This is a genomic window from Vibrio sp. STUT-A16 (assembly GCF_026000495.1).
Classification (GTDB): Bacteria; Pseudomonadota; Gammaproteobacteria; order Enterobacterales; family Vibrionaceae; genus Vibrio; species Vibrio diabolicus.
Genome location: NZ_AP026766.1, coordinates 1,402,457 through 1,426,309 on the forward strand (window position 1 = coordinate 1,402,457; position 23,853 = coordinate 1,426,309).

The 23,853-nt window shown below is 44.7% G+C and carries 21 protein-coding genes; 13 read left to right on the forward strand and 8 right to left on the reverse strand.

Annotated elements, in window-relative coordinates; all coding sequences use genetic code 11:
* Window positions 1–3: 3 nt before the first annotated feature.
* Complete coding sequence (locus OO778_RS22865; protein WP_025442935.1) at window positions 4–951, reverse strand: HlyD family efflux transporter periplasmic adaptor subunit; 948 nt, start codon at window positions 949–951, stop codon at window positions 4–6.
* Window positions 952–1,244: 293 nt separating this feature from the next.
* Complete coding sequence (locus tag OO778_RS22870; RefSeq protein ID WP_047008398.1) at window positions 1,245–2,876, reverse strand: methyl-accepting chemotaxis protein; 1,632 nt, start codon at window positions 2,874–2,876, stop codon at window positions 1,245–1,247.
* A 545-nt stretch (window positions 2,877–3,421) separates the two neighbouring features.
* Here OO778_RS22870 and OO778_RS22875 point away from each other — a divergent pair.
* Complete coding sequence (locus OO778_RS22875; RefSeq protein ID WP_047008397.1) at window positions 3,422–4,444, forward strand: lactonase family protein; 1,023 nt, start codon at window positions 3,422–3,424, stop codon at window positions 4,442–4,444.
* 92 nt (window positions 4,445–4,536) lie between these two features.
* On the opposite strand, the gene OO778_RS22880 is transcribed toward OO778_RS22875, so the two are convergent.
* Window positions 4,537–5,328 carry a PhzF family phenazine biosynthesis protein gene (locus OO778_RS22880; RefSeq protein ID WP_047008396.1) on the reverse strand — a complete coding sequence of 264 codons (792 nt, stop codon included), beginning with the start codon at window positions 5,326–5,328 and terminating at the stop codon, window positions 4,537–4,539.
* A 188-nt stretch (window positions 5,329–5,516) separates the two neighbouring features.
* On the opposite strand from OO778_RS22880, the gene OO778_RS22885 reads away from it, so the two are divergent.
* Window positions 5,517–6,050 (forward strand): YbhB/YbcL family Raf kinase inhibitor-like protein, encoded by a 534-nt coding sequence (locus tag OO778_RS22885; RefSeq protein WP_047008395.1) that lies wholly within the window; start codon window positions 5,517–5,519, stop codon window positions 6,048–6,050.
* Between the two features lie 21 nt (window positions 6,051–6,071).
* Window positions 6,072–6,851, forward strand: a complete 780-nt coding sequence (locus tag OO778_RS22890) for an AraC family transcriptional regulator (protein WP_046873725.1) — start codon at window positions 6,072–6,074, stop codon at window positions 6,849–6,851.
* Between the two features lie 42 nt (window positions 6,852–6,893).
* On the opposite strand, the gene arsB is transcribed toward OO778_RS22890, so the two are convergent.
* Both arsB and OO778_RS22900 read right to left on the reverse strand, forming a co-directional pair.
* Window positions 6,894–7,949 carry an ACR3 family arsenite efflux transporter gene (gene arsB, locus OO778_RS22895; RefSeq protein ID WP_264911833.1) on the reverse strand — a complete coding sequence of 352 codons (1,056 nt, stop codon included), beginning with the start codon at window positions 7,947–7,949 and terminating at the stop codon, window positions 6,894–6,896.
* An 84-nt stretch (window positions 7,950–8,033) separates the two neighbouring features.
* The gene (locus tag OO778_RS22900; RefSeq protein ID WP_047008393.1) at window positions 8,034–8,375 is read right to left on the reverse strand and encodes a winged helix-turn-helix domain-containing protein; all 342 of its coding nucleotides are present in this window, start codon (window positions 8,373–8,375) and stop codon (window positions 8,034–8,036) included.
* A gap of 394 nt (window positions 8,376–8,769) precedes the next feature.
* Between OO778_RS22900 and OO778_RS22905 the strand changes: the two genes are divergently transcribed.
* The 7 genes from OO778_RS22905 to OO778_RS22935 all read left to right on the forward strand — a co-directional run bounded on the left by OO778_RS22905 (window position 8,770) and on the right by OO778_RS22935 (window position 16,252).
* Window positions 8,770–10,527, forward strand: a complete 1,758-nt coding sequence (locus OO778_RS22905) for an SgrR family transcriptional regulator (RefSeq protein ID WP_047008392.1) — start codon at window positions 8,770–8,772, stop codon at window positions 10,525–10,527.
* 431 nt (window positions 10,528–10,958) lie between these two features.
* Window positions 10,959–11,402 carry a PTS sugar transporter subunit IIA gene (locus OO778_RS22910; protein WP_005391226.1) on the forward strand — a complete coding sequence of 148 codons (444 nt, stop codon included), beginning with the start codon at window positions 10,959–10,961 and terminating at the stop codon, window positions 11,400–11,402.
* 12 nt (window positions 11,403–11,414) lie between these two features.
* Complete coding sequence (locus tag OO778_RS22915) at window positions 11,415–12,839, forward strand: PTS mannitol transporter subunit IICB (protein ID WP_081442488.1); 1,425 nt, start codon at window positions 11,415–11,417, stop codon at window positions 12,837–12,839.
* A gap of 47 nt (window positions 12,840–12,886) precedes the next feature.
* On the forward strand, window positions 12,887–14,158 hold the full coding sequence (locus tag OO778_RS22920) for a zinc-binding dehydrogenase (RefSeq protein ID WP_047008391.1): 1,272 nt from the start codon (window positions 12,887–12,889) through the stop codon (window positions 14,156–14,158).
* Between the two features lie 59 nt (window positions 14,159–14,217).
* Window positions 14,218–14,736 carry an MltR family transcriptional regulator gene (locus tag OO778_RS22925; protein WP_005435522.1) on the forward strand — a complete coding sequence of 173 codons (519 nt, stop codon included), beginning with the start codon at window positions 14,218–14,220 and terminating at the stop codon, window positions 14,734–14,736.
* Window positions 14,737–14,745: 9 nt separating this feature from the next.
* Window positions 14,746–15,480 (forward strand): nucleoside/nucleotide kinase family protein, encoded by a 735-nt coding sequence (locus OO778_RS22930; protein ID WP_074189904.1) that lies wholly within the window; start codon window positions 14,746–14,748, stop codon window positions 15,478–15,480.
* Between the two features lie 25 nt (window positions 15,481–15,505).
* On the forward strand, window positions 15,506–16,252 hold the full coding sequence (locus tag OO778_RS22935) for a phosphatase (RefSeq protein ID WP_264911836.1): 747 nt from the start codon (window positions 15,506–15,508) through the stop codon (window positions 16,250–16,252).
* Window positions 16,253–16,467: 215 nt separating this feature from the next.
* On the opposite strand, the gene OO778_RS22940 is transcribed toward OO778_RS22935, so the two are convergent.
* Entirely contained in the window at window positions 16,468–16,803 is a 336-nt protein-coding gene (locus OO778_RS22940; RefSeq protein ID WP_104972794.1) for a helix-turn-helix transcriptional regulator, read from the reverse strand.
* Window positions 16,804–16,944: 141 nt separating this feature from the next.
* On the opposite strand from OO778_RS22940, the gene OO778_RS22945 reads away from it, so the two are divergent.
* The 3 genes from OO778_RS22945 to OO778_RS22955 all read left to right on the forward strand — a co-directional run bounded on the left by OO778_RS22945 (window position 16,945) and on the right by OO778_RS22955 (window position 19,695).
* Window positions 16,945–17,256, forward strand: coding sequence for a hypothetical protein (locus tag OO778_RS22945; protein ID WP_006742087.1), 312 nt, complete (start codon window positions 16,945–16,947; stop codon window positions 17,254–17,256).
* A gap of 696 nt (window positions 17,257–17,952) precedes the next feature.
* Window positions 17,953–19,110 (forward strand): aromatic amino acid transport family protein, encoded by a 1,158-nt coding sequence (locus OO778_RS22950; protein WP_005391218.1) that lies wholly within the window; start codon window positions 17,953–17,955, stop codon window positions 19,108–19,110.
* Between the two features lie 237 nt (window positions 19,111–19,347).
* Window positions 19,348–19,695 (forward strand): hypothetical protein, encoded by a 348-nt coding sequence (locus tag OO778_RS22955; RefSeq protein ID WP_074189907.1) that lies wholly within the window; start codon window positions 19,348–19,350, stop codon window positions 19,693–19,695.
* A 153-nt stretch (window positions 19,696–19,848) separates the two neighbouring features.
* Here the strand turns inward: OO778_RS22955 and OO778_RS22960 are convergent, their stop codons facing one another.
* Window positions 19,849–21,720: a methyl-accepting chemotaxis protein gene (locus OO778_RS22960; protein ID WP_074189908.1), complete on the reverse strand. Its 1,872-nt coding sequence runs from the start codon at window positions 21,718–21,720 to the stop codon at window positions 19,849–19,851.
* A gap of 447 nt (window positions 21,721–22,167) precedes the next feature.
* The gene (locus OO778_RS22965) at window positions 22,168–23,532 is read right to left on the reverse strand and encodes a YjiH family protein (RefSeq protein ID WP_074189909.1); all 1,365 of its coding nucleotides are present in this window, start codon (window positions 23,530–23,532) and stop codon (window positions 22,168–22,170) included.
* Window positions 23,533–23,853 lie beyond the last annotated feature (321 nt).

Genomic DNA, 23,853 nt, shown 5'->3' on the forward strand with positions numbered 1-23,853 from the left:
GGCTTACTCCACCAAATCTACTTGGGCAGGCACACCTGACGGCAACGTTTTTGCAGACTCAGGTAAATCAACTTCTGCTAGATACATCAATCGTGAACGTTCTTCTTCGGTTAGTGCGAAGTAGGGCGTGAATGAAGGCTCACTAGCCACCCAACGAACGGTGCCTTGTAATGGACTCTCAAGACCATCGACATTCACCGTCACGGTTTTCCCAGGAATAAACCCGATTCGATAATCGGCAGGAACATACACTCGCGCATACGGCACGCGGTTGGCTTGAATCACGGCAACCACACCGTTCACTGGTACGCGTTCGCCAAGATTGTAAGGCAAATTATCGAGCGTACCGTCACGCGTAGCCGTGATGGTGAGTTCTGCCAGTTTTTGCTCTTGCAACGCTACTTCGGCTTTTGCCGCCATTAAAGCGGCTTTAGCTTGTTCGATGTCTTCGAGGCGAGAACCTGCGGTGAGCTTACTGAACTCTTCTTTTGCTGAGTCTAATTCGGCTCTCGCCGAGTCCCTTGCCGCAAGAGCGGAATCTTTTTCGGATTGACTGATGAGCTTTTTACGCACCAGTTCTGCTTTGCGTTGATAGTTTTTCTGCGCTTCGGTGAGCTGCGCTTCCGCTCGGGCTACGCGAGCCGATGCAGCAGCAATGTCTTCTGGGCGTTCACCATTGGTCAATTTAAGCAAATACGCTCCCGCTTTGGCTTGCTCGGCAACGGCGTGTGCAAGAACTGCTTGTTGATTCTTAGTATCGAGCTGAACCAACACTTCCCCTTCACTGACCAAGCTGCCTTCTTTGACTGGAAGGGCTCTAATTATCTCATTAGATGTGGCAGTAAACGTTACGCGGTCACGCTCCAGGGTGCCAAGCGCTTGGTGCGTGTTATCTTTTGAACAGGCGCTTAAAAGGGCAATAACCAATGTGCCAAAAATGATTCGCTTCATAGTGCGGTGCTTCCTTTGGAGAAGTAATGCATGAATAGATAACTTGCGAACGGGAGCGTGTTGATTGAGCCCGCCAACCCGTCGCTAGCCGTCATCCATAACGATTTCTTTTTAGAGCTTAGCATTTTATCTACAAGCGATTCTTTTTAAATAGAGAGGCTTAGCGTTGGAAGAGGGCTATGAAGGCCTCAATTTAAAGAACCTTGACCAAGCTCCGGTTTTTATCGGCAAATGACATTAAAAAAGCCCAGCGATGAGCGCTGGGCTTGAATAGATAAGAATGACGTGAGTGACTATGCAGTTTTGAATTGACCGACGATCTCTTGTAGACCTACCGCCAGCTCACTTAAATCGCGACATGCAATTGCTGTTTGGCGTGAACCTGTCGCCACTTCGCTAGAGAACTGGTTGATGTGTTCCACGTTACGATGCAGCTCTTCTGTTACCGAGCTTTGCTCGCTGCAAGCACTCGCAATTTGAATGCTCATTTCAGCAATGTTATCTGCGCCTTTTTCGATTTGGTCGATGGTTGCACCGGCTTTTTGTGCTTGCTCAACGCACTCTTGAATCAAATCGCTGCTGTTATTTGTTGCTGAAACGGCACTCTTCGAACAATTTTGCAGTTTAGAGATGATCGTGATGATCTCTTCGGTTGAAGCTTGAGTTCGGCTTGCTAGCGTTCTCACTTCATCCGCTACGACGGCAAAACCACGGCCTTGTTCACCAGCGCGCGCAGCTTCAATGGCAGCGTTAAGCGCAAGCAAGTTGGTTTGTTCCGCGATGTCTTGGATAACGTCAACCACAACACTGATGTTAGACGCATCTTGTTCCAGTTCTGTCACCATGTTGCCAACTGATTGAATCGCCAATGACGCTTCGTGGATTTGGTTAATACATTCTTGAACGACACCGTGGCCTTCTTTCGCATCGTGAGAAGCACTGTTTGCAGTTTCTGACGCCGCTTCGGTGTTGTTGGCGACTTCATTTACTGTCGCTTGCATCTCGTTCATTGCTGTTGCGATAAGGTTTAGCTGAACTTGTTGTTCATCCATGCCGGTTGAAGTCTGTTCGGAAATCGTGCTCACTTCTTCAATGGCGGTGCCTACTTGAGCTGTGGTTGACGAGATACTGTCGACCAAAGTAAGCAACTTCGCTTGCATATCAACGCAGGCATCTGCCAAGGTGCCAAGCTCATCATGACCAATTTTGTTACGTGGAAGCTGGTAAGTTAGGTCGCCCGACGCGATTTTCGACGCCATGTTTACCACGTAATTTAGTGGTGTGCAGATCTGTTTGGTTAGTAATAGGCCTAGCGTAAAACTCAGTGCCAATAGCGCGACGATAGCAATAATGCTGTAGGTGATTGCGCTGCGCACTGCTTCATGAGCGCTAGCAATATCTTCTTGTACGTAGGTTTGGTTTAGTTCCACTAAATCACGAATCGCATCGGATAATTGTGTGAATGTAGAAAATCCGTTTAACAATGTTTCATTTGCTTCGTCGATTTTATTATTCAATAGCAACTTCGCGTATTCATTGTTAAACGCACTGTATTTAACCCAAGCACTTTTTACTTTATTGAAAGCGTCTCGGTCGCGTTGATCCCACAGTCCTTTCTCATATTGGTCTAGATATTTATCAATTTTCTGTTCAGATTTTTCTAATCCGGCTACCCATTCCATGAATTGAGGGTGATTCACATTGGTTAATAAAGAGAATTCATCCTTTCTTAAAATTCCGAGTTCAATTTCGGTATTTTTTACGAGCAATACGCTAGGTACGGTGGTTTCAGAAAATACGGTAAGCTTTCCTTCTATCATCTTGATTTCAGATGTAAAGAAAACGGAGAGAGCGATAACAGATAACGAAATGATCAAAATCATCGCACTGATTTTATACTTGATACTTAAATTAGAAAGTTTCATAGACTCACTGATAATGGGGTTTTGAAAGGCTCGGAGTCTATTACTGAGATTTGAAATATAGTGTGATTAATGTCTCAAATAAATTTATCGTGAATAAAATTAAGTCGTAATCTAAATGTTCATAATTAAAATAAATCCTTGTTATTTATAAAATTAATTATAATTTTATAAATAAATGGAAATTAATAATGTGTTTCAATTTAGTGTTTATAGGAAAATTAACTGTTACATGATTATTATTTATTTTATCCCGATTTTTGTTTCTTATTATAGCGTTTGCTAATGAAACTTAGATCTTGAACATAAAATACATTCTTCGTCTTTAATATAACACTTGAAAGTAACCGTAAGTCGAGGCTTTCATACTCAAGGCTGACATACTGTTTAAAACGCTAAACCACTTTAACTGCAAACGGCGATGTCGTTGCGGTTTTAAATGAGCAATTGCTTCACATTTTAAGTGGCTGAGTCGTAAAATGGATTGCGGTCTGCCATGACAATAGGCAAGGTGTTGAATAATACGAATCACTCATATAAGGCCATCCATGACAACAACTGGTCACGTGCATTTTTATATTGGCACTTACACCAACCCACCGAGCACGGGCATTGCGCGTCTATCGCTGAACACTGAAACGGGTGAACTGACTCGGCTTGACGATGTTGTAGTTCAACGTAATCCGTCCTATCTCACGACTACCGAACACGGGCTGTATACGTTTAGCGAAATAGATAGAAATGAAGGTGCAGAGCTCGCGTTTTTTCGCGGTAGTGAATCCGTCTCTTTGCCGATTAATGGCGATTATCCGTGTCATTTGGATATCAAAGAACCGTTTTTGGCGGTTGCTAATTATGGCTCTGGAAATGTTAGCGTATTTCAATTGGAGCGCGATGGTAAACCGCTTGGTTTATTGGCGGATTTATACGTTGATGGATGCGGGCCGAATTTAGAGCGCCAAACTTCTCCTCACGCTCATCAAGTCACGTTTTTAAAGCACAGTCATCAATTGGTTGTCGTAGACTTAGGCAGCGATAGCGTCCTTATTTATGATTACGATGCCCAGCCGCCGGATTTTTCACTGTCGCAAGTGATTCATTTGCCCGCAGGTTCGGGACCGCGCCATCTGGTGTTTAACCAACAAGAGTCGACAGCGTATGTGGTTTGCGAACTGTCAGAAACCTTGATTGTTCTGGTTAAGCACCAAGATAAATGGCTTATCTCGAATCAAACAGAATTGTTAGAAGGGGAAGAGAATCAGCAAGCGGCGGCGGCGATTCGTCTGTCGCAAGATGAAACGTTTTTGTATGTCTCTTGCCGAGCTCAGAACAAAATCAGTGTGTTTGATGTGTCTGGCGATACGCCGAAGAGGCGAGCAGCCATTCACTGTGAAGGGGTTTTTCCACGAGATTTTGTGTTGTCTTGTGATCAAAAGTGGTTGTTGGTTGCCAATCAACATTCCAACAATGTGGTGAGCTTTCGTCGCAATCCTCAAACAGGGGAAATTACTGCAACGGGTTATGACTGTGAGATAGGCTCTCCAGTGTGTATTGTCGAACAACCTTTGTAACGATTAACGCTGAAACAACAGGAAATAGAAAAGCCTAGCGGGCGGCTAGGCTTTCAGGATAAAAACAGTTAACGCCAATCTTCAACGTACAGTTAGACGTAAATTTTGCCTTTCATATACAACACACCATCACCAGATACATTGACGCAATCCTCCTTGACTTCGCAGTACAGAACGCCACCACGCGCTGATGCTTGATACGCCACTAAAGATGCTTTGCCGAGCTCTTGCGCCCAATATGGTGCTAAGCCTGCGTGGATTGATCCTGTGACAGGGTCTTCATCTCCGCCGTTCGCTGGCCAAAAGTAGCGAGATACAAAGTCGTATTGACTGCCTTTTGATGTGACGACTACATCGTAAGGGGCGAGTTGTTTCAGTTGGTCGGATCGATATTGAACATCAAAAACGGTTTGTTCATCTTCCACGATAACGAAGTAAGCTTGTGGGCTAAGCAGTACGTGTGTGACTTCGCAGTTTAATCCCTCAATTAATTGCGTAGGAATGGCGTTGACGGGCTGTGGCATTCTTGTCGGAAATGTCATTTCAATCTTGCCAAGTGCGTTCTTAATTACGGTTAAGGTGCCCACTTTTAATGTATGAAACTCAATACTTCCTGTAACGCCGAGTTGGTCGAACAACACCATGGAAGCAGCAAGCGTTGCGTGTCCACAAAAGTCGATTTCTGTGAGTGGCGAAAACCAGCGTACTTCATATTGATTCGTACCAATCGCTTTAACAAACGCGGTTTCAGAGAGGTTGTTTTCCGCTGCAATGTTTTGCATTAGATCTGGTTCTAACCACTCTTGCAAGGGTACAACTGCGGCTGAGTTGCCTTTAAATTGCGTGTCTGTAAATGCGTCAATGACGAAGATATCCAGTTCCATTTTGTCTTCCTTGTTCTATGAGCGGTTAGTTAGCATAAACCAGATGCAACTCAGAAAATAAGAAATTTATGTTAGAATCTTAAAGTTTCAAAATAGAAGATGATTTTATGTTTCATGATACTTATTGGTGTGCCCTGGCTTGGGTTGATGAATAGACTTGAATTGAACTCATTGAAAGGAAGAAACACATGAAAGCGATTCACAAGTCTGTTTTGGCCCTTAGCGTTTTGGTTATCGGCTCTGCCCATGCTTTTGAACTAACGAGCAAAGATATTCAAGAAGGTCATCCAATGGCGAAGACATTTGAATATTCAGGTTGGGGATGTGATGGTGCGAACCAGTCTCCACAACTGATGTGGAAAGACGTTCCAAAGGGTACAAAAAGTTTTGCGATTACCGCGTACGATCCTGATGCACCAACAGGCAGTGGTTTTTGGCATTGGATAGCGTTTGATATTCCCGCCTCAGTTAACGAGCTGCCTCGTGGCGTTGATATCAGTAAGCTCGGCGGTAAGGAGTCTCGTATCGATTACGGTACTACTGGTTTTGGCGGCGCATGTCCGCCAGAAAAAGATGGTATGCACCGCTACCAGTTTACCGTTTGGGCGCTGCCGAGTGATAAGTTGAAGTTGGATGAGAACACGCCAGCGGCGGTTGTAGGATTTACGTTGAATAGTGTCGCATTGGACAAAGCGAAGTTAACCGCGACTTACACACGATAATTAAATACTTAAGGGGAGAAGATGGGGCATCAATATCAAGTGACGCTGTTTCGTGCGGAGCAGCAGCAAAAGCTGCGTAACGTCAGGATTCACTCCCCGAGTATTATCCAGATCATTAAAGGGAGTAAGCGTCTGTTTTGGAAAGACGAAGCGTTTGATATTCTTCATCCTAACATCATGCTTTGTGAAGCAAACGCTTCGCTGAATTTTGAAAACCTTCCTCAACAAGGGCGTTTTCTCTCACGAATGTTCAGTTTTCACTGTGTACCTAGCGATGAAATGTTAGAGCTGAGTATGAGTAATGCATTGGGAAATTATGTCCCAGCGGTGGAGACAGACAAAGCACTGCAAGCGACATTAAATGCCTTGTTTTCTTTTGAACGGGAAAGTTTAAGTGAAGCGACGCAACGTTATTGGATGATGGGGTTGTATCAGCAGTTAGCAGAACGAGGACTATTGCATCGGCTTTTCTCGAGTTCCAATACCTCGTTCAGTCAGAAACTCAGCCGCTATCTGTCACGCTCTCCGGGCGATGACCACCCTTTGGAATTTGTTGCTGAGCGCTTTGCTATGAGCCGAGCAACGTTGATACGCAAACTCAAGCAAGAGGGCACTCAGTATCGGGAGGTGCTGGCAGAAGTGCGCTTAAATCACGCACTCTACCTGATGCAAAATGGTTCATACAACGTTGCGTTACTCGCGCAGTTGTGTGGCTATCAATCGGAAGGCCGTTTTAGCCAACGATTTAAAGGCAAGTTTGGTTTAACGCCCAGTGAGTACATAAAAACTGTCGTCAGTTAGTACTTAATATTGCTGTTTGGCTCGATCTTTATGTTTCCAATTTTAGCTCTGGTATTTGGTTTTCATCCTCAGTGCGACGTTAACCAAAGCAATCAGAACGGGAACCTCGATTAGCGGACCAATCACGCCAGCGAATGCTTGATCGGAGTTCAGGCCAAATACAGCAATGGAAACCGCGATCGCCAGCTCGAAGTTGTTGCCCGTCGCCGTAAAAGCGATGGAGGCATTTTTATCGTAGGGGATGCCCATTCTCTTCCCGATAAAGAAGCTGGTAAAAAACATCAATACGAAGTAGATCGCTAGTGGGACTGCCACGCGGAACACATCCATTGGTAGCTGTAAAATCATCTCTCCTTTGAGGCTGAACATCAGCACGATGGTGGCGAGCAAAGCGATCAAAGTAATGGGTGAAATTCGAGGAATAAACACATCGTTGTACCACTTCTCACCCTTTGCAGCGACTAACCATTTACGACTGAGAAAACCAGCGAGGAACGGAATACCTAAGTAAATCAATACGCTTTCCGCAATGTCTCCCATGGAAATATCAACCACAAAACCTTCATAGCCAAAGAGCGGTGGAAGTACGGTGATGAATAGCCAAGCCATAATGCTGTAAGTTAGAATTTGAAATGCGCTATTTAATGCCACCAAGGCCGCGCCATATTCTTTGTTGCCGCCGCCAATATCATTCCACACTAAAACCATAGCGATGCAGCGTGCAAGGCCAATCAAAATAATACCGACCATGTAACCTGGATGATCACCAAGAAAGGTTAAAGCAAGAACGAACATGAGGATTGGGCCGATGATCCAGTTCATAACGAGAGACAGCGTGATGGCTTTTTTATCTCTCGTTACCGTTCCCAATAGACCGTAGTTCACCTTGGCGAGTGGTGGGTACATCATCAAAATCAAACCAATGGCGAGTGGTACGTTCGTACTACCAACTGACATTGCTTCGTTCCATTCTGCTACTTGCGGGTAGGCTGCGCCTATCCCCACGCCGATGGCCATTGCGACAAAGATCCAGACCGTTAAGTAGCGGTCAAGAAAGCTCATTTTTTCGCTGGCACTATTTAAAACTTCAGTCGTCATAGTGGTCTCTATTCGTTTATCGTCGAAAGGCGATATATAAGGTTATAGTTTATCTTTGCGCGCATGGAAAGCGCGCAACGTGTCTTAGCTAAATAAACCGGAAAATTGAGCGTTAAACGCGTTCAGTTTTTCACGTTGAATACGGTAACAAACCTTTGGCGGGTTAGGCTCTGCACTGATAAACCCTGCCTGTTTTAGAATACGTAAGTGTTCTGATACGGTCGATTGCGCTAAACCTAACTCAGAGACTAAATCGCTATTTAAGCAGCCGCCCATGGTGTCTAAAGTGTGAAGAATATGCAGAATGCGTAAGCGAGCAGGATGAGACAGCGCTTTCGCTTGAGCGGCGAGTGCTTGCTCTTTATCCAGTTGTTTTTGTGTGGCTTCAAAAGCAATTTCGCATGTTTTGCTGCATTTGTTGCTCATGAGCAGACCTTTATAGTTAATCGTCGAATTACGATTAAGTGTACGTGTGCTTTTTCTAAGGCGCAACTGCTGGCAGTAAAAAAGCAGAACTTAAAGATACGACGAATAGGGGGTGTGGTATCAGGAGCTAAGTTCTGCTTGGGGGTTAGGTCATGAGCAATTCTCTATATTTCCTGCTCGCTAAATTAGTATGGTGAAAAAAGGGGAGGCGAAAAAGAGAGTAGATTTCTTCGCTTTATTCCTGATAAAACCGAATTGGTGGGGTTTTCCTACAATATAGGCACGAAATGTTAGTAAAAGGGGAACAAAGTGTTTGGAAGTTTTCTTATTTTATTGCCGCCAAGTTCAGTAAAATACGCCTATTGAATGGCCTCCTAGAGTTAAGGTGCGTGCGGTGTCTGATCTCAACTTATTTCGTTATTACCAACGCTTGCTCTCTTTTGGTGTTGGTAATGAAGCAAAAACCACGCTGCAAGAAATCGCCGATTTGTTGTTTACTTCGCCTCGTCATGCGCGCAGTTTGCTGGCGCAGATGCAAGAGATAGCGTGGTTAAGTTGGCGACCAAAACCGGGACGGAACCAGCGTTCAACATTGTTGTTAAACGTTGAACTCAGCGCGCTAAAAGAAAGCCTTGCACTAGAGCGAATCAAGCTTGGTAAGTACGAGAAAGCGCTGTCGATTCTGGATGAAGATGAAGCTGCATTTGGGCGACTCCTCAAAACAACGTCGGGCGCATCGGTAAAAGAGGGGCGGCTCAATATTCAGCTGACCTACAAACGCATGTTCGAGCGTGTGGTTCCGCATCAACTGCAGCGAAGTAGTGAACGTTTTTTGCTTCGCCAAATTTATTGTTGTTTGGTTTCGAGCGATTACAACGGACAGGTGCAGCCAGAGTTGGCTCATCATTGGCGTTATGATGACCGCTTGTACGAATGGACATTTTATCTTCGTCCGGGTCTGACTTTTCATAATGGCAATCCAATTGATGCTGAAACGGTTGTCAGTTTGTTCGCCAAATTAAGCTCTTTGGAATACTACGAAAAAGAGCTGGCGCATGTTGCCAACATTACGGCACTTAATCCGTTGAAGGTTGTTTTTAAGCTTAACCGACCTGACTTGGGTTTTGCTGGACTTATTTCTGGCGTGAAATATGGCATTCAGCCCGTGAGTCAGGTGAACGTTGCGAACAACAAGTTGGTGGTGGGGAGTGGTCCATTTTCCGTCGTTGAGCACAGTGAAAACCGTTTGAAACTGCAAGCGTTTGATGGCTATTACGCGTGTCGAGTATTAACGGATTTTGTGACGATATGGATCGTCAACGATGAACAGATGGAAAATCCATCGCTTGCCGCAAACACATTGCAACCAGAACCTGATTCTGCTGATGACATGTGCAGCCACTATATGTCGACGCCAAACAGTGAAGTATCACCAGCGAGTAAACGCAGTCGAACGGAAGACGGTTGTTTGTTCGCACTGTTTAACTATCACGCGAAGCACGCTTTGTCTCAGGCTCAGCGCCGATACATCAGTGAATTGATTCAACCTGAACAGCTAGCTGAAGTGATGCGTAATGAAAACATTATATTTGGGAGCATACCTGCTTATAACTTATTACCTAACTGGAAACCGGTGTTGCGTCCATTTGGAGAAGCGGTCAAGTTGCCAAAGCTGATCACCATCGCAGGGTACAATTACACGGCACTACGCCGGTGCGCGCGAGCGATTTCTTCGCGTCTAAAACATGCGGGCAGCCGAGTCGAGATCGTTATGTACTCCTACCGTGAACTGAGCGAGAAAGCCAAAAACGGCACGCTTGATGAGACTCTGGTTGTCACCAATATTAACTTGGACGATAACCGTCATGCGTCTGCGTTTAGCAACTTCTTTAGCAATGCCGTGCTTTACCACACCTTGGGGGCGAAAAATGCGGCGTGGTTGGATGCTCAAATGGAAAATGTCCGCGCATTTTCACCGCTTGAAGATTACCTGAGCGCGTTAGAGCCGATTGCGTCCACATTGATTAGCGAATATTGGATTGCACCGATGTTTCACCATACTCAGACGCTACGTTTTCAAGGGGTCTTGGAAGATGTCGCACTCACAAACTGGGGATGGCCAGACATACGATCCGTTTGGTCTGCGGACTGATCAAAACCGCCTGAATGGCGGTTTTTTGTGTCTGCAAGTTGGTGAAAGCCAGTGACGTTTTTATTTTTTCTAGCCAACAAGTGTGAGGTTTGTCTACGTTTTAGCGTGAGCTATCAATAAATGGCCCGAAATGAACTTTGAAACTAATCACGAATTATATCGAGTCAATAGGTCTAATGTGATCTGATTTAAATAATGTAACTTTAAGAATATTTTCGAGAAGGTGATTGTATTCAAAATTCGTCTATTGACTTGTTGCTCAAATAAAATTTGTAGATTTTTTACGTGTGGGATTTTTGAGCTCTGTCCATTTAAACAAATTGACAGGCTTTAAAGTGTGACTCGAAGCACAAAAGTAGCGCGGTTGCGCGGTTGGGACTCTGTTATTGATAATTAACCCATCAGATGACGAACTGTTGATAGGGTTAAATATGTTGTACGAGTTAATCGACCACGAACTAGTAGATGTAATTAATGATCGCGCTTACCAATGGCAAGATGCGGTTAAAAAGACAACGCAATACCTAGAAAATAAAGGTTACGTCTCCCAGCATTATGCTGATGCAATCATCCGTTCAACGGAAGAAAACGGTCCTTACTATGTGTTATGCCCTGGATTGGCTATGCCTCATGCCCGACCTGAAACTGGTGTTTTAAAAACAGGCTTAGGCATTCATATTTTCCCTTCACCAGTTGATTTTGGTTCGGACCTTGGTCCTGCCAATATTCTTATTACCTTAGCTGCGAAAGACTCTGATACCCACATTGAGGTGATTCAAGCGTTGAGCGAGATGTTTGTGGATGAAGAGAACATTGCAAAACTGGCACAAGCTTCTTCCAAAGAACAAGTGCTGGACATAATAAAAGCATACTAAAAGGAACATAACGTGAAAGCAAACATGCGAGCCAATGTGCAAGCCTTCGGGGGTCATTTGACCGCCATGGTGCTGCCAAATATCGGAGCCTTTATCGCTTGGGGCTTTATTACTGCACTCTTTATTCCTACGGGCTGGATGCCAAACGAAGCCTTTGGCGAACTCGTGGGGCCAATGATCACCTACTTGCTGCCACTTTTGATTGGTTACACCGGTGGTCAGATTGTTGGTGAAAAACGCGGCGCGGTAGCGGGGGCTATCGGTACGATGGGCGTGATTGTCGGGGCTGATATACCGATGTTTGTTGGCGCAATGATCATGGGCCCACTGAGTGCTTGGGTTGTGGTGCAAGTGGATAAACGTATTCAACACCGCATCCCTTCTGGTTTTGAGATGGTGGTCAACAACTTCTCGTTGGGTATCGTCGGTATGTTGTTGTGTTTGTTCGCCTACGAGATTGTTGGCCCTTCAGTCACCGCAGCAAACTTGTTTGTGAAATCAGGCATCGAAGCGTTGGTTGCGACGGGTTTCCTGCCTCTGTTAGCGATCATTAACGAACCAGCAAAAGTGTTGTTCCTGAACAACGCCATTGACCAAGGTATTTATTACCCACTAGGCCTGCAAGCGGCCGCAGAAACGGGCAAGTCCATTTTCTTTATGGTGGCGTCTAACCCAGGCCCAGGTCTTGGTATGCTGCTGGCTTACGCAAAGTTTGGTCAGGGTTTATCTAAACGCTCTGCGCCAAGTGCCATCATCATTCACTTCTTTGGTGGCATTCATGAGCTGTACTTCCCATATGTACTCATGAAACCAATCATGATTGTGGCAATGATTGCTGGTGCGGCGACAGGCATCGCAACCTTCAACCTATTTGATGCCGGTTTGGTCGCGGGTCCAAGTCCAGGCTCTATCTTCTCTTACCTTGCTCTTACTCCGAAAGGTAGCTTCATCGCGACCATCGCAGGTGTGACAAGTGCAACGATTGTCTCTTTCTTGGTAGCAAGTGCGATTCTGAAGGTGAGCAAATCAGAAGAAAAAGAAAGCGAGTTTGAGAAGTCAGTTTCTGACATGAAAGAGATGAAAGCGGAAGGCGCAGTTAAGCCAGTTGCAGCTGCTACGACGCAAGAACTAAGCAAACCAATTTCATTCGTCGCATTCGCTTGTGATGCAGGTATGGGCTCTAGTGCAATGGGCGCTTCGACCTTCAAACGCAAGCTAGTACAAGCTGGGATAGAGATTGAAGTGAAGAACTTTGCCATCGAGAAAGTCCCGAGTGAAGCCGACATCGTCGTGACGCACGAGAGCTTAGAAAGCCGCGCAGTCAACGCGACAGGTTTACCAGTCGTAACGATCAAGAACTTCCTCAACGACCCAGCGCTTGACGAGCTGATGGACAAGATTAAGCAACAAGCGGTCGCGACTGAGCAACCAGCCTAACAATGCAGTTTGGGGCGGCAGGTATCGCCCCATTTAGGAGATAAATCATGGTACAAACAACGGCAGCGGTTATCTGTGGTGAGAAAAACGTTCAACTAAGAACTTTTGATTTGCCAAGCATTTCAGCCGATGAACTTCTGGTTAAAAACATTTCAAACAGCATTTGTCTATCCACTTACAAAGCAGCATTGTTAGGTAGCAAACACAAACGCGTTCCTGAAAACATTGACGAAGTGCCAGTAATGACAGGTCATGAATACGCAGGTGTGATTGTTGAAGTCGGTGAGAATCTAAAAGACCGATTCAAAGCTGGCGATTACTTTGTTCTGCAACCTGCCATGGGCTTGCCAACAGGCTACTCGGCGGGCTACAGTTATGAGACATTTGGCGGCAACGCGACGTATTCCATTATTCCTAAAATCGCTATCGACCTAGGCTGCGTGCTGCCTTACCACGGCGATTACTTTGCTGATGCGTCGCTGGCTGAGCCAATGTCTTGCATTATCGGTGCGTACCATGCGAGCTACCACACCACGCAATACGTGTACGAGCACGATATGGGCATCAAAGAGGGCGGAGCATTAGCGCTACTTGCGTGTGCTGGCCCAATGGGCATTGGTGCGATTGACTATGCGATCAACGGCCCTGTAAAGCCAAAACTGATCGTGGTGACGGACATCGACGCCGCGCGTTTAGACCGAGCTGAAAGCCTCATTCCCGTTGCAAAAGCCAAAGAGCAGGGCGTTGAACTGCACTATGTGAATACCGCTCAAATCGACGATCCGGTCGCGTATCTTAAAGCACTCAACGGTGGCAAAGGCTACGACGATGTAATGGTCTACGCGGCTGTTGCTCAAGTGCTAGAACAAGCCGATGAGCTGTTGGGTAACGATGGCTGCCTAAACTTCTTCGCAGGCCCAACCGATAAGAATTTCAAAGTGCCGTTTAACTTCTACAACGTGCATTACGAATCAACCCATATTGTAGGGACGTCCGGTGGTTCAAAGGGTGACATGGTGGAATCTATTGAGCTTTCCTCACAAGGCAAGATCAACCCGTCTTTCATGATCACCCATGTTGGTGGCTTACAAGCTGCACCCCATACGATTCTGAATCAGTTGGATATTCCGGGCGGTAAGAAGTTGATTTACCCACATATTGACCTGCCATTGACCGCGATTGATGACTTTTTATCGCTGGCAGACCAAGACCCGTTCTTCGCCGAATTAGACGCAATTTTGAACGCGAATAACTATGTGTGGAACGCACATGCAGAAAAAGCGTTACTTGAGTTTTATGACGTGAGCTTAACGGTTTAGTTGCAACGAATTTGTGTGGTAGCCTTTGCGCTGCCACATAATGGAGAGGTCATAATACGTTGTCACGTGAAGACGAATTACTGGAGAAACTGGACGAGTGCGAAAATGCGACTGCGTTTCTTCAGGTTTCTAACAAAATAATTAACCTCAAGTTAAAAGCATTACTTCCGAGTGTGTTCGTCCAAGACGATCTCGTGAAGGAGTATGCTGTGGATCCTTTATTGAAAGAAGATGGTCCTTTGGTGACGACCGATGTGGTATCGAAGCTGATGTTTGCGATGGGCAAAATCTCTTTGGAAACTTACGCCGATATCGGATTGTACGATCAGGTCTTGGAGTACGTGGTTAGCCAACCGGAGAAAGTCGAATTTGCGGATGACGTGATTTACGACTTCATCAAAAACCAAGCGGTACTCTCTTCTCAGCAAGACAGCTTTTATCTTGAGTCGATCAATCAGCTTAAGTTCTCTTCGTTTGAGTCCTTTTCGCAAATGAGATACGAATCTCTCATCAAAACAGTGTTGAAGCTGTCATGTGAAATGTTGATAGAAAGAATCGAAGGGGAGATCAATCAATAAGGGTTCACCATGAAAGTGAATTTAAACGTCAGTGGTTTTGAAACCGAAGCTACCTTTCCTGATGCCGACGTAAAGCGAATCCATCAACCTCTTATCGAAAAATTTACCCGTCTTTATCATGAGAAGCAGGAACGTATTGTGGTGTTCTTGTGCGCGCCTCCGGGTAGTGGCAAGTCAACCCTTGCTGCGTTCTGGGAATATCTCTCTGAACATGATGAAAGCCAAGAGCCTTTACAAGTGCTGCCGTTTGATGGTTTCCACTATCCAAATGAGATCCTCGACAACAATACGATTGAACGAGATGGCGAGCTCGTGCCTCTGCGCAGTATTAAGGGGTCCTATCAAACATTTAATCTGACGGAGCTTATCGACAAGCTCAAACAGCTCAAAATGAAAGATACAAAATGGCCATACTACGACCGCAATTTGCATGATCCAGTCGACGACGCCATTTTGGTAAATCGGAATGTGGTTGTCGTTGAGGGGAATTGGTTACTGCTTAATGAACCGGTGTGGAATGAACTGCATCGTTTGGCCGATTTTACCGTCTTTGTAGATACACAGCCTGAGTTTCTACAAGAGCGTTTAGTCAATCGTAAGACTCGTGGTGGTACAGAGCCAGAAGCTGCATTGGAGTTTTATTTGAACTCAGATGCCGTAAATGTAGATAAGGTTTTAAATCACTCAATTCCAGCGGATCTCACGCTGTTTCTCAATCAAAACGGTTCGTTCGAAATTCGATAATTCGTCCACAATTTAGGAGGTCACCATGGATATCGTCGTTGATAGCCACACCCATACTATTGCCAGTGGACATGCCTACAGCACCATTTTAGAGAACGCATTGGCAGCCAAGAATAAGGGGCTAAAACTTCTTTGTACCACCGATCATGCTCCCGAAATGCCAGGAGCCCCTCACTACTGGCATTTCAATAATCAAAGAATTTTGCCCCGCTTTTTACACGATGTAGGTATTCTCCGTGGTGTCGAAGCCAACACGCTGAATGTGAAAGGGGAGATAGACTTACCATCGTCTTCTGACCAACATCTTGACTGGGTGATTGCGAGTTTCCATGAACCCGTATTCAAGCCCGCAACCGAAGCTGAGCATACTGCCGCTCTGATAAATGCGATTAAAAGCGGCAGAGTGGATGTTCTCGGTCACTTAGGTAACCCAAATTACCCATTCGATATGGAACAGGTGCTGCGCTGTGCTAAAGAGCACAATGTTGCGGTTGAAGTTAACAATACATCTTTGACAGGCAAAAGCCGTAAGGGCAGTGATTCTCGTTGTGATCGAATTGTCGAGCTGGGCAAAGAGATTGGCGTTTACTTCAGTACCGGGTCTGATGCGCACTTCTGTGAAGAGATCTCCAAGTTAGATTTGGCGATTGCTTTGCTGAAAAAACACGGTGTGGAAGAAGAGAAGATACTCACTACGTCGACGAGCCGATTCTTGAACTTCTTATTGCTGAGGGGTAAGGCGAGGATTCCAGAGTTTAAGGATTTTTACTAAGTAAAATCCCAAACACATTAAACGAAGTATTTTCTTATACAGCCCTAAAACCCGCCAAGCTGCGGGTTTTATTCGTTTTGGGGAGGCGTAGAACAGACAACGCGAATGTCATTTAAAGCGTGAAAAGAAGAATCAATGAAAAAGGGAACGAAGGCCATAATTCGAGAATATTATAGGACGAGCGGGAATTTTATTGTTCTTAATCAGTCATAAGGTTATGAGCCGCTTTTTGTGTTCCGCTGTTCAATAACGAGCGATAACAGGCGAACAAGTAGGGACTGAGCTTCAGGAGACAGCAAGCGTGCAACGGCAATTAGATCATCCGCTGTTACGTGTTGAACGTCTCTTATATCCAATGCGATGTCGAGATCGGTCAAATGCAGAGAGCGCAGTATGGAGCGATATTGGGAAAGTTTCAGGTCGGATTCTCCACGCTCTATCCGTTGATACGTTTTCACGCTCATCCCTGCGATGTTTGCCATTTGTTCACGGGAGAGGCCACTCGCTTTTCTTCTCGCAATCAGTGCTTCAATAATAGGGTCGACCTGCATGTGCTCTCCTGAAAGGACAGTTTTGACCTAAATAAAGCAAGAAGTGGACCAGTTTAACCATCTCATATTTACCTGTTTTGCAATCAGTATAAGAATAGCTATCTAATAAAAATGTACATATTTTAGTCAGTTATAAACTCAATGGAAAAGTATCAATCATACAAATCAATCGAGACAAAATCTTCAATTCGCAAAATGCAACGCATTTTAGATCAATTATTTAGCGAGCTTAATGAGCAGCATCGTGTCACTAAAGAAAATGTTGTCGCTCTGACTCGACAGTCTCAACAGAGGTTGATGAACTACAAAGAGCTTTATCTTCATAAAGAATCGATAGGTGAGGTAGAGTTGCAGATTGCGTATGAAAATATGAGTGTGACTGAGAAGCAGGTCGCGGATATGGGCGTTTCAGCATTAACTTATATCATCGGAGCGTTAGATAAAGCGTATTAATAGAATGGGCAAGCTAGCTTAGATTTAGACAGTTTGGATAACACCAAAAAGAAAGGATGCAAATGCTGGGGAACCACACCCAGCATTCGGACACTCATTTACCTATAGTTTCGAACCGTAGATCAGTGTTTAGAGGTATGTGAACCGAACAGTGTCGGTACGCAGCGAATAATAGCGATATTGTCCGATCTAGGCTACGCCCCTGGAATCTAACACCTTTACTTGAACTGTAAATTAATTTGTACACCCATCCAAAATTGAGCGGTTGAGCACGTTCTTACTCTCATTAGGCGATAAAAGACTGATTAGTGATGAAAATAACAACACATCTTAGGTGAATGAGGAGAGTTGTTAAAATATATCGCTATAAGATTGACCTTTTGCTTTTCAATCGTCCTGCTTATGCCTTACAATCTTTTCGAACCAAATCCATTCACAACGAATGGGGTTGATGAATTAAGATGAACAATTTTGCTTCGAACCCAAAGTTGTGCGCATTTCATCAACGATGACATCGCCCAAAACGACTCTCAAGAGTTCATGTGCAATTGAATTAACCACCTTTTGCTGCATGTTTTCTTAGCCATATAGGGTTCTTGTAACCAAATTTTGGTTGAGTAGAGTGTTTTGTTGGGTGTGCTTTGGATGTAGCACAACTGGCGAGAAATAAACGGATTGAATTTAGAGGTATTAACCGTGAACCTAAAACTTGTCGGCAGCTCCCTGATCGTTGCAGGTACTGCTCTTGGCGCTGGTATGCTTGCTATACCAATGGTGCTTGCTCAATTTGGCCTCCTCTGGGGCACTCTTCTTATGTTATTCATCTGGGCTGGGACGACTTACGCTGCGCTGCTCCTTCTTGAGGCCAGTTGCAAAGTAGGCGGCGGCGTGAGCATGAATGCAATTGCTCGCGAAACGCTAGGTAAAGGTGGCCAGTTGGTAACCAACAGCTTGCTTTACGCCCTGTTAGTTTGTCTATTGATGGCTTATATCATTGGTGCGGGTGATCTCGTACAAAAAGTAACAGCCTCAATTGGGCTGCCAACATCTACGATCGCAAGCCAAGTCGGTTTTACTCTTTTAGTCGGTATCATTGTTTCGGCAGGCACAGGGGTTGTAGATAAGCTTAATCGCGGTTTGTTCCTAGGCATGATCGTGGCGCTGATTCTGACACTTTTTGCGCTTGCACCAAGCGTCTCGTTTGAGGGACTTGATGAAGTCGTGAGTGACGATAAGATGGCGCTAATTAAGACAAGCTCGGTGCTTTTCACCAGTTTCGGTTTTATGGTCGTGATCCCATCGCTCGTAACTTACAACAAAGAAGCGAGCAAAACACAACTGCGTAATATGATTATCGTGGGTTCAACTATTCCGCTTGTTTGTTACTTATTATGGTTGTTAGCAGTTGTCGGTAACCTACCACCTCATGAGCTTGTTCAATACTCCAATGTAACAGAGTTAATCTCGGTATTAGGTCAGCAATACGAAGGTTTGGAGTTTATCTTATCCATGTTCACTGGGTTAGCACTGCTAACGTCGTTCTTAGGTGTAGCAATGGCGCTATATGATCAAAATGCAGACCTACTGAAAGCAAGTAAGCCAGTGATTTTTGTTACTACTTTTGTGCTACCACTACTAGGTGCTGTATTTGCGCCAGAACACTTCTTGGCTATTCTTAGCTACGCGGGTATTATTCTTGTGTTTCTCGCGGTCTTTGTCCCATTATCAATGACAATGAAAGTGCGTCGAGTGCCAGTAGAGGATGACAATATTTATGAAGCTGGTGGTGGCGTAATGGGAATGAGCATGATCTTCCTGTTCGGCTGTTTCTTGCTGTTTGCCCAAGCAGTATAAAATCACGCTAGCTTATTTGAAAACTGAGCCGCCCGTTGTGTATAACGGGCGGCTTTTTTGTGTTTATAACCCAAACACAGAAGACTTAAAAAGTTATCAATATCAGTGATACTTTACCTTTCTCTGATAATCACGATAAGCTTTGACCTTGTAGTAAAACTCCTTGGCGAAAGACTGACATGTGCAGTGATTCACCTACCTATTATGTTGCTATTGATATTAATAAGAGGCTCTGTTGTGTCAAAGCAATTATCTTTTGCCATGGTTGGCGTTATATTGTCTTTAGGTGTGTTTAGTACAGAAGTGATGGCTGACCCGAAACATAGGCATGGTCATCGATATGATCACCATCATGAGCATCACCATCATCATAAACGCAAGCACAAGCATAAACATAAGCATAAGTATAAACATCGTGACGTTATTTATGTGGAGTCTCGACGACCAAGACGCAGTTACTACTACCACGACCGAATTCCTCGTAATAGTACCTACATAAAGATTGGAGATTTCACCTATTTAAAAGTGGATGATCGTTTCTATCGTCGCTCCAATGACCGCTATATCCATGTTGAATTCAACTAGAGTGGGAAAGGCAGCATAGCAAGCGTGATAACAGTTTTTAGCCGAGTGGCGACAACACTAAAAACTAGGCGCTCTAAGTCTAGATACCACTGCGATAGAGGTCTAAAAACAAAAACAGCGAGCATTGGCTCGCTGTTTTTGTTTAGGTGAAGACTAGACTGTAAATCGGTTTAATATTTGATCTTGTTTATGCACATCTTCTTGCTGTGCCTGCATAGCATCGTTAGTTCGATTTGCAGATTCGGCGACTTGAGTCGATAGGTCTTTAATATTCACCGTATTGTTGTTGATCTCTTCCGCAACTAAGCTTTGTTCTTCCGCCGCTGAGGCGATTTGTAAGTTCATATCAGAAATACGCTGAATCGCATCACGAATACGTTGTAGCGCGTTGTTTGCCAAGTCTGCTTTTTCTACGGCTTCTACAGCGCTACCCTTGCTTTGATGCATAGCATTTGCCACAGATGATGCGCCAGATTGCAGCTGCTCAATCATAGTACGAATTTCTGTTGTTGATTCTTGAGTTCGTTGCGCCAGTGTACGAACTTCATCAGCAACGACGGCGAAGCCTCGGCCAGATTCTCCCGCACGTGCAGCCTCGATTGCGGCATTCAGCGCGAGTAAGTTCGTTTGGTCCGCAATATCGTTGATGACTTTTAGAATCGTTTCGATGTTGGCGGTTGCCGATTCAAGCACTTGCACTTCTTCGACAGCAAGGTCAATGCTATCGGAAAGCATGTTGATCGTTTGTGTCGATTCACCGACCACAGAAGAGCCCTCAACCGTTGCTTGATCTGCTTCTTTGGCTGCACTTGCTGCGCCTTGCGCATTATTGGCAACTTCAGTCGCGGTAACAGACATTTCGTGCATCGCGGTGGCTAATTGTTCTAGCTCTTGTAGCTGAGTTTGAATAGCACCAGCCGAATCTTTTGCACCCTCAGCGGTGATTTGAGTGCCATTCAAAATTTGATCAGAAATACTCTTCGACTCAATAATTTGCTGTTGCAAGTTTTCCATGAACGTATTGAAGTTTGTAGCAAGCTCTGAGAATTCTTGGTCAGTATCAGTTTCAAGGCGCTGTGTAAGATCGCCTTTCCCTGACGCAACATCTTTAATCGCGTTGTTTAAAGTGTCCAGCGGACGCATGAGCGTGCGAATGAGTAGAGTCAGTGCAATAACAGAAGCAATCACGGCAATGATTGAATAAATAATAGCGCTGTTGCGAAGCTCTCCTACGGCAGAGTAGGCGATAGCTTCATCAATAACTGAACCCACGTACCAGTTCTCGCCCGGGATGTGAGTCAAGTTAACCATATAACGATCGCCATCGATCTCAATGTGTTGCGTTGATTGTGTAAGATCGACCTGTGGTAGGTAGCTACCAACTTTTTCACCGTTGTACTTACTTTGAGGGTGGGCAATGGTTGTCCCATCAGCGGTGACCAAAAATAAGTAACCAGCGTCAAACAGATTAACTTGGTTGACGAGGTCAGAAAGGGTAGTGAGCTCGAGGTCATAAAACATACCAGCTAAGAACTGGCCGTTTTCTTTTACTGGTGTACCAACAGAGATGATGACGTTTTTTGAAGACGCATCGACGTATGGGTCTGTTACGACCAAATCGCCTTTGTTTTTAGCTGCGATGAACCAAGGACGTTGACGCGGATCGTAGTCTGGTCCTGCTTCCCAGCCGTCGTCATTTTCAATCACGAAGCCATTGCTTTCATAACCAAAGCCAATCGCAAGAAAGCTGGCTTTTGGTGTTGGTCGCTCAAGAATGTTCTGAACGTAGTTGTGTGAACTTGGATTAAGTTCGATAACTTCAGTAATAGAACGAGCGAGATCCTTTTTAGCATTCATTTCTGATTGCACGGTATTTCCAACACTGGTCAATATCTCGTTCACACTCGAGTCAATGTGCTCCTGCGTTTGGGAGCGGATCGTCATAACTTGTTGCGTCGACAGTAGTGACACGGTAATTAGCAGCAAAAATGACGAGGCTGTGACAACCTTATGTCTAAATTTCATGAGCTTTCCTCTGATTCTCCCGGTTGGCTTCACTATGCTTTCACCTCTTTTTAAACGAGTGAATTCTGCATCAAGAGAAACCTATTGTGTTTGGTTATCTTTTTTATCGACATCTTTGTCAAAAACATGAGTCTATTTGTTGTCTTTTTTAACCAAATTTAAACAAAACGGTAAGTTATGACAAAAACCGTGAGTTTGATCAGATTTGTGCGCTCTGTTAATGAAAGCGTCATAATGAAAAGAATTGTGTAAAGCATAGTGTTTCAGGTTGGCGTTATTGGTGAGATGAGAGCGACTTAACTGTCGTAAAAGGGGGCGTGATTGGAGCTGTTCGTTGTAAATTATGAGCGTTTGCTAATTAAGTGATCTGAATAGAGCTGTAGATAGAGTTTTAGACATAAAAAAGGCCCCGACAATGCGGAGCCTTTGTTGATTGATGCTTTGATTTTAGAAAATCAGATGAGCAACACCAGCAATCACAGGTAATGTGATTAGCGTACGCAGAATGAAAATAACGAACAGTTCTACAATGTTTACTGGAATTTTGCTGCCTAGTAGTAGGGCGCCAACTTCTGACATGTAGATAAGCTGAGTTACTGACATTGCTGCAATAACAAAACGTGTCATTTCATTATCAATTGATGCCGCTAAAATTGCCGGGATAAACATATCCGCAAAGCCAACAACGATAGTCTGTGATGCGGCGACAGCTTCTGGAATTTGCAGTAGCTCTAGGTATGGAATGAATGGCTGACCTAGAATTTCAAATACAGGAGTGTACTCTGCAATCACTAATGCCACGGTACCCAGACCCATAACCACAGGCAGTACACCAAACACCATGTCGATTGCGTTATGTACGCCTTCTTTAAATACCGACTGAACAGATGTTACCTGACCCGCGCGCTTAAGTGCTAGATCCATACCCCATGAGAATGTGGTGTGGCCTTCTGGTACGGCGTCAGCATCTTTATCTGGGTTGCTGCCATCAATGTAACGATCTTTCTTCAGGCTTAGCGGCGGTAAGCGAGGAATGATAACCGCAGCGACAATACCTGCTAAACAGATTGCGCCGTAGAAAGGTAGGAACAGATGCTCTAACTGTACCTGAGCGATAACCACTAAGCTAAACGTGATCGATACTGCTGAGAACGTTGTCCCGACAACAGCGGCTTCACGCTGAGTATAAAACTTATTTTCGTACTGTTTGCTGGTTAGCAAGATACCAACACTGCCGTCGCCTAACCAAGACGCCATACAGTCAATTGCGCTACGTCCAGGCAGGTTGAATACCGGGCGCATTATTTTACTCAGTAATGCGCCAAACAGCTCAAGAAGACCAAAGTTCAGAAGAAGCGGAAGGAGTAGGCCCGCAAAAATGAACACCGCAAACAAAGTTGGTAGAAGACCGGTAAGAACAAGGCCACCTGTGTTTTCTTCCCAAATCGCTTTTGGACCCACTTGGAAGAATGTCATTAATACGGCTGCACCGCCGATTAAGCGAACAACAAGCCATAGTGGCGATGGATTGAAAAGACCGTTTAAAAATCCATTACGTAAAATCGCTGCAGGCTTGAAAATTTTGCAAAGAACAGAAGCGACTGCCATGAAAGCGATGATACTGGTGACGATAGCGATCAAGGTATCGCCTAATACTGCCGGGATGACTTTTGCCATAACCGCAACAGGGATAGTTAGGCCGCCATGGTATGAGATCGGAGCCATAAAGAGTAGAAGACCGATTAGGGAAGGGATGAAAAACATCCAAAAGTTGCCCTTAGGAGCTTCAGTAGCATTAGTGGTGTTATGCATAGTTGTCTCGTGTTACTACTAGTCAATACTTGCCATTTCCATGACATAAATATTCACTAAACATCCGTATTTAATCACAGTTTTGCGGAGGGTACCCGCAAACTGCATCCATTGCAATACTATTCATTAAATACATCTAGTTATTCAGCCGATTTGTCGGGTAATTGGTCAAATAACGTATAAGTGTATACGAATATGTTGCTTGTGTTAGAAAATTGTAGCACGGAGCGCGGGCAGCGCAGAGAATTATGGGGTGCATTGTGACTGGAATAATAAAACGGTAAACAAATGTGACTTTGATCTAACTAACTTTTTGCCGGA

Bases quoted from the DNA above. Each gene is read 5' to 3' on its own strand.
- OO778_RS22945 (WP_006742087.1), top strand. From the start codon at position 16,945: ATGGAAAAGTATCAATCATACAAATCAATCGAGACAAAATCTTCAATT.
- OO778_RS22910 (WP_005391226.1), top strand. From the start codon at position 10,959: ATGTTGTACGAGTTAATCGACCACGAACTAGTAGATGTAATTAATGAT.
- OO778_RS22960 (WP_074189908.1), bottom strand. From the start codon at position 21,720: ATGAAATTTAGACATAAGGTTGTCACAGCCTCGTCATTTTTGCTGCTA.
- OO778_RS22920 (WP_047008391.1), top strand. From the start codon at position 12,887: ATGGTACAAACAACGGCAGCGGTTATCTGTGGTGAGAAAAACGTTCAA.
- OO778_RS22885 (WP_047008395.1), top strand. From the start codon at position 5,517: ATGAAAGCGATTCACAAGTCTGTTTTGGCCCTTAGCGTTTTGGTTATC.
- OO778_RS22965 (WP_074189909.1), bottom strand. From the start codon at position 23,532: ATGCATAACACCACTAATGCTACTGAAGCTCCTAAGGGCAACTTTTGG.
- OO778_RS22935 (WP_264911836.1), top strand. From the start codon at position 15,506: ATGGATATCGTCGTTGATAGCCACACCCATACTATTGCCAGTGGACAT.
- OO778_RS22865 (WP_025442935.1), bottom strand. From the start codon at position 951: ATGAAGCGAATCATTTTTGGCACATTGGTTATTGCCCTTTTAAGCGCC.
- arsB (WP_264911833.1), bottom strand. From the start codon at position 7,949: ATGACGACTGAAGTTTTAAATAGTGCCAGCGAAAAAATGAGCTTTCTT.
- OO778_RS22930 (WP_074189904.1), top strand. From the start codon at position 14,746: ATGAAAGTGAATTTAAACGTCAGTGGTTTTGAAACCGAAGCTACCTTT.
- OO778_RS22900 (WP_047008393.1), bottom strand. From the start codon at position 8,375: ATGAGCAACAAATGCAGCAAAACATGCGAAATTGCTTTTGAAGCCACA.
- OO778_RS22870 (WP_047008398.1), bottom strand. From the start codon at position 2,876: ATGAAACTTTCTAATTTAAGTATCAAGTATAAAATCAGTGCGATGATT.
- OO778_RS22890 (WP_046873725.1), top strand. From the start codon at position 6,072: ATGGGGCATCAATATCAAGTGACGCTGTTTCGTGCGGAGCAGCAGCAA.
- OO778_RS22940 (WP_104972794.1), bottom strand. From the start codon at position 16,803: ATGCAGGTCGACCCTATTATTGAAGCACTGATTGCGAGAAGAAAAGCG.
- OO778_RS22880 (WP_047008396.1), bottom strand. From the start codon at position 5,328: ATGGAACTGGATATCTTCGTCATTGACGCATTTACAGACACGCAATTT.
- OO778_RS22875 (WP_047008397.1), top strand. From the start codon at position 3,422: ATGACAACAACTGGTCACGTGCATTTTTATATTGGCACTTACACCAAC.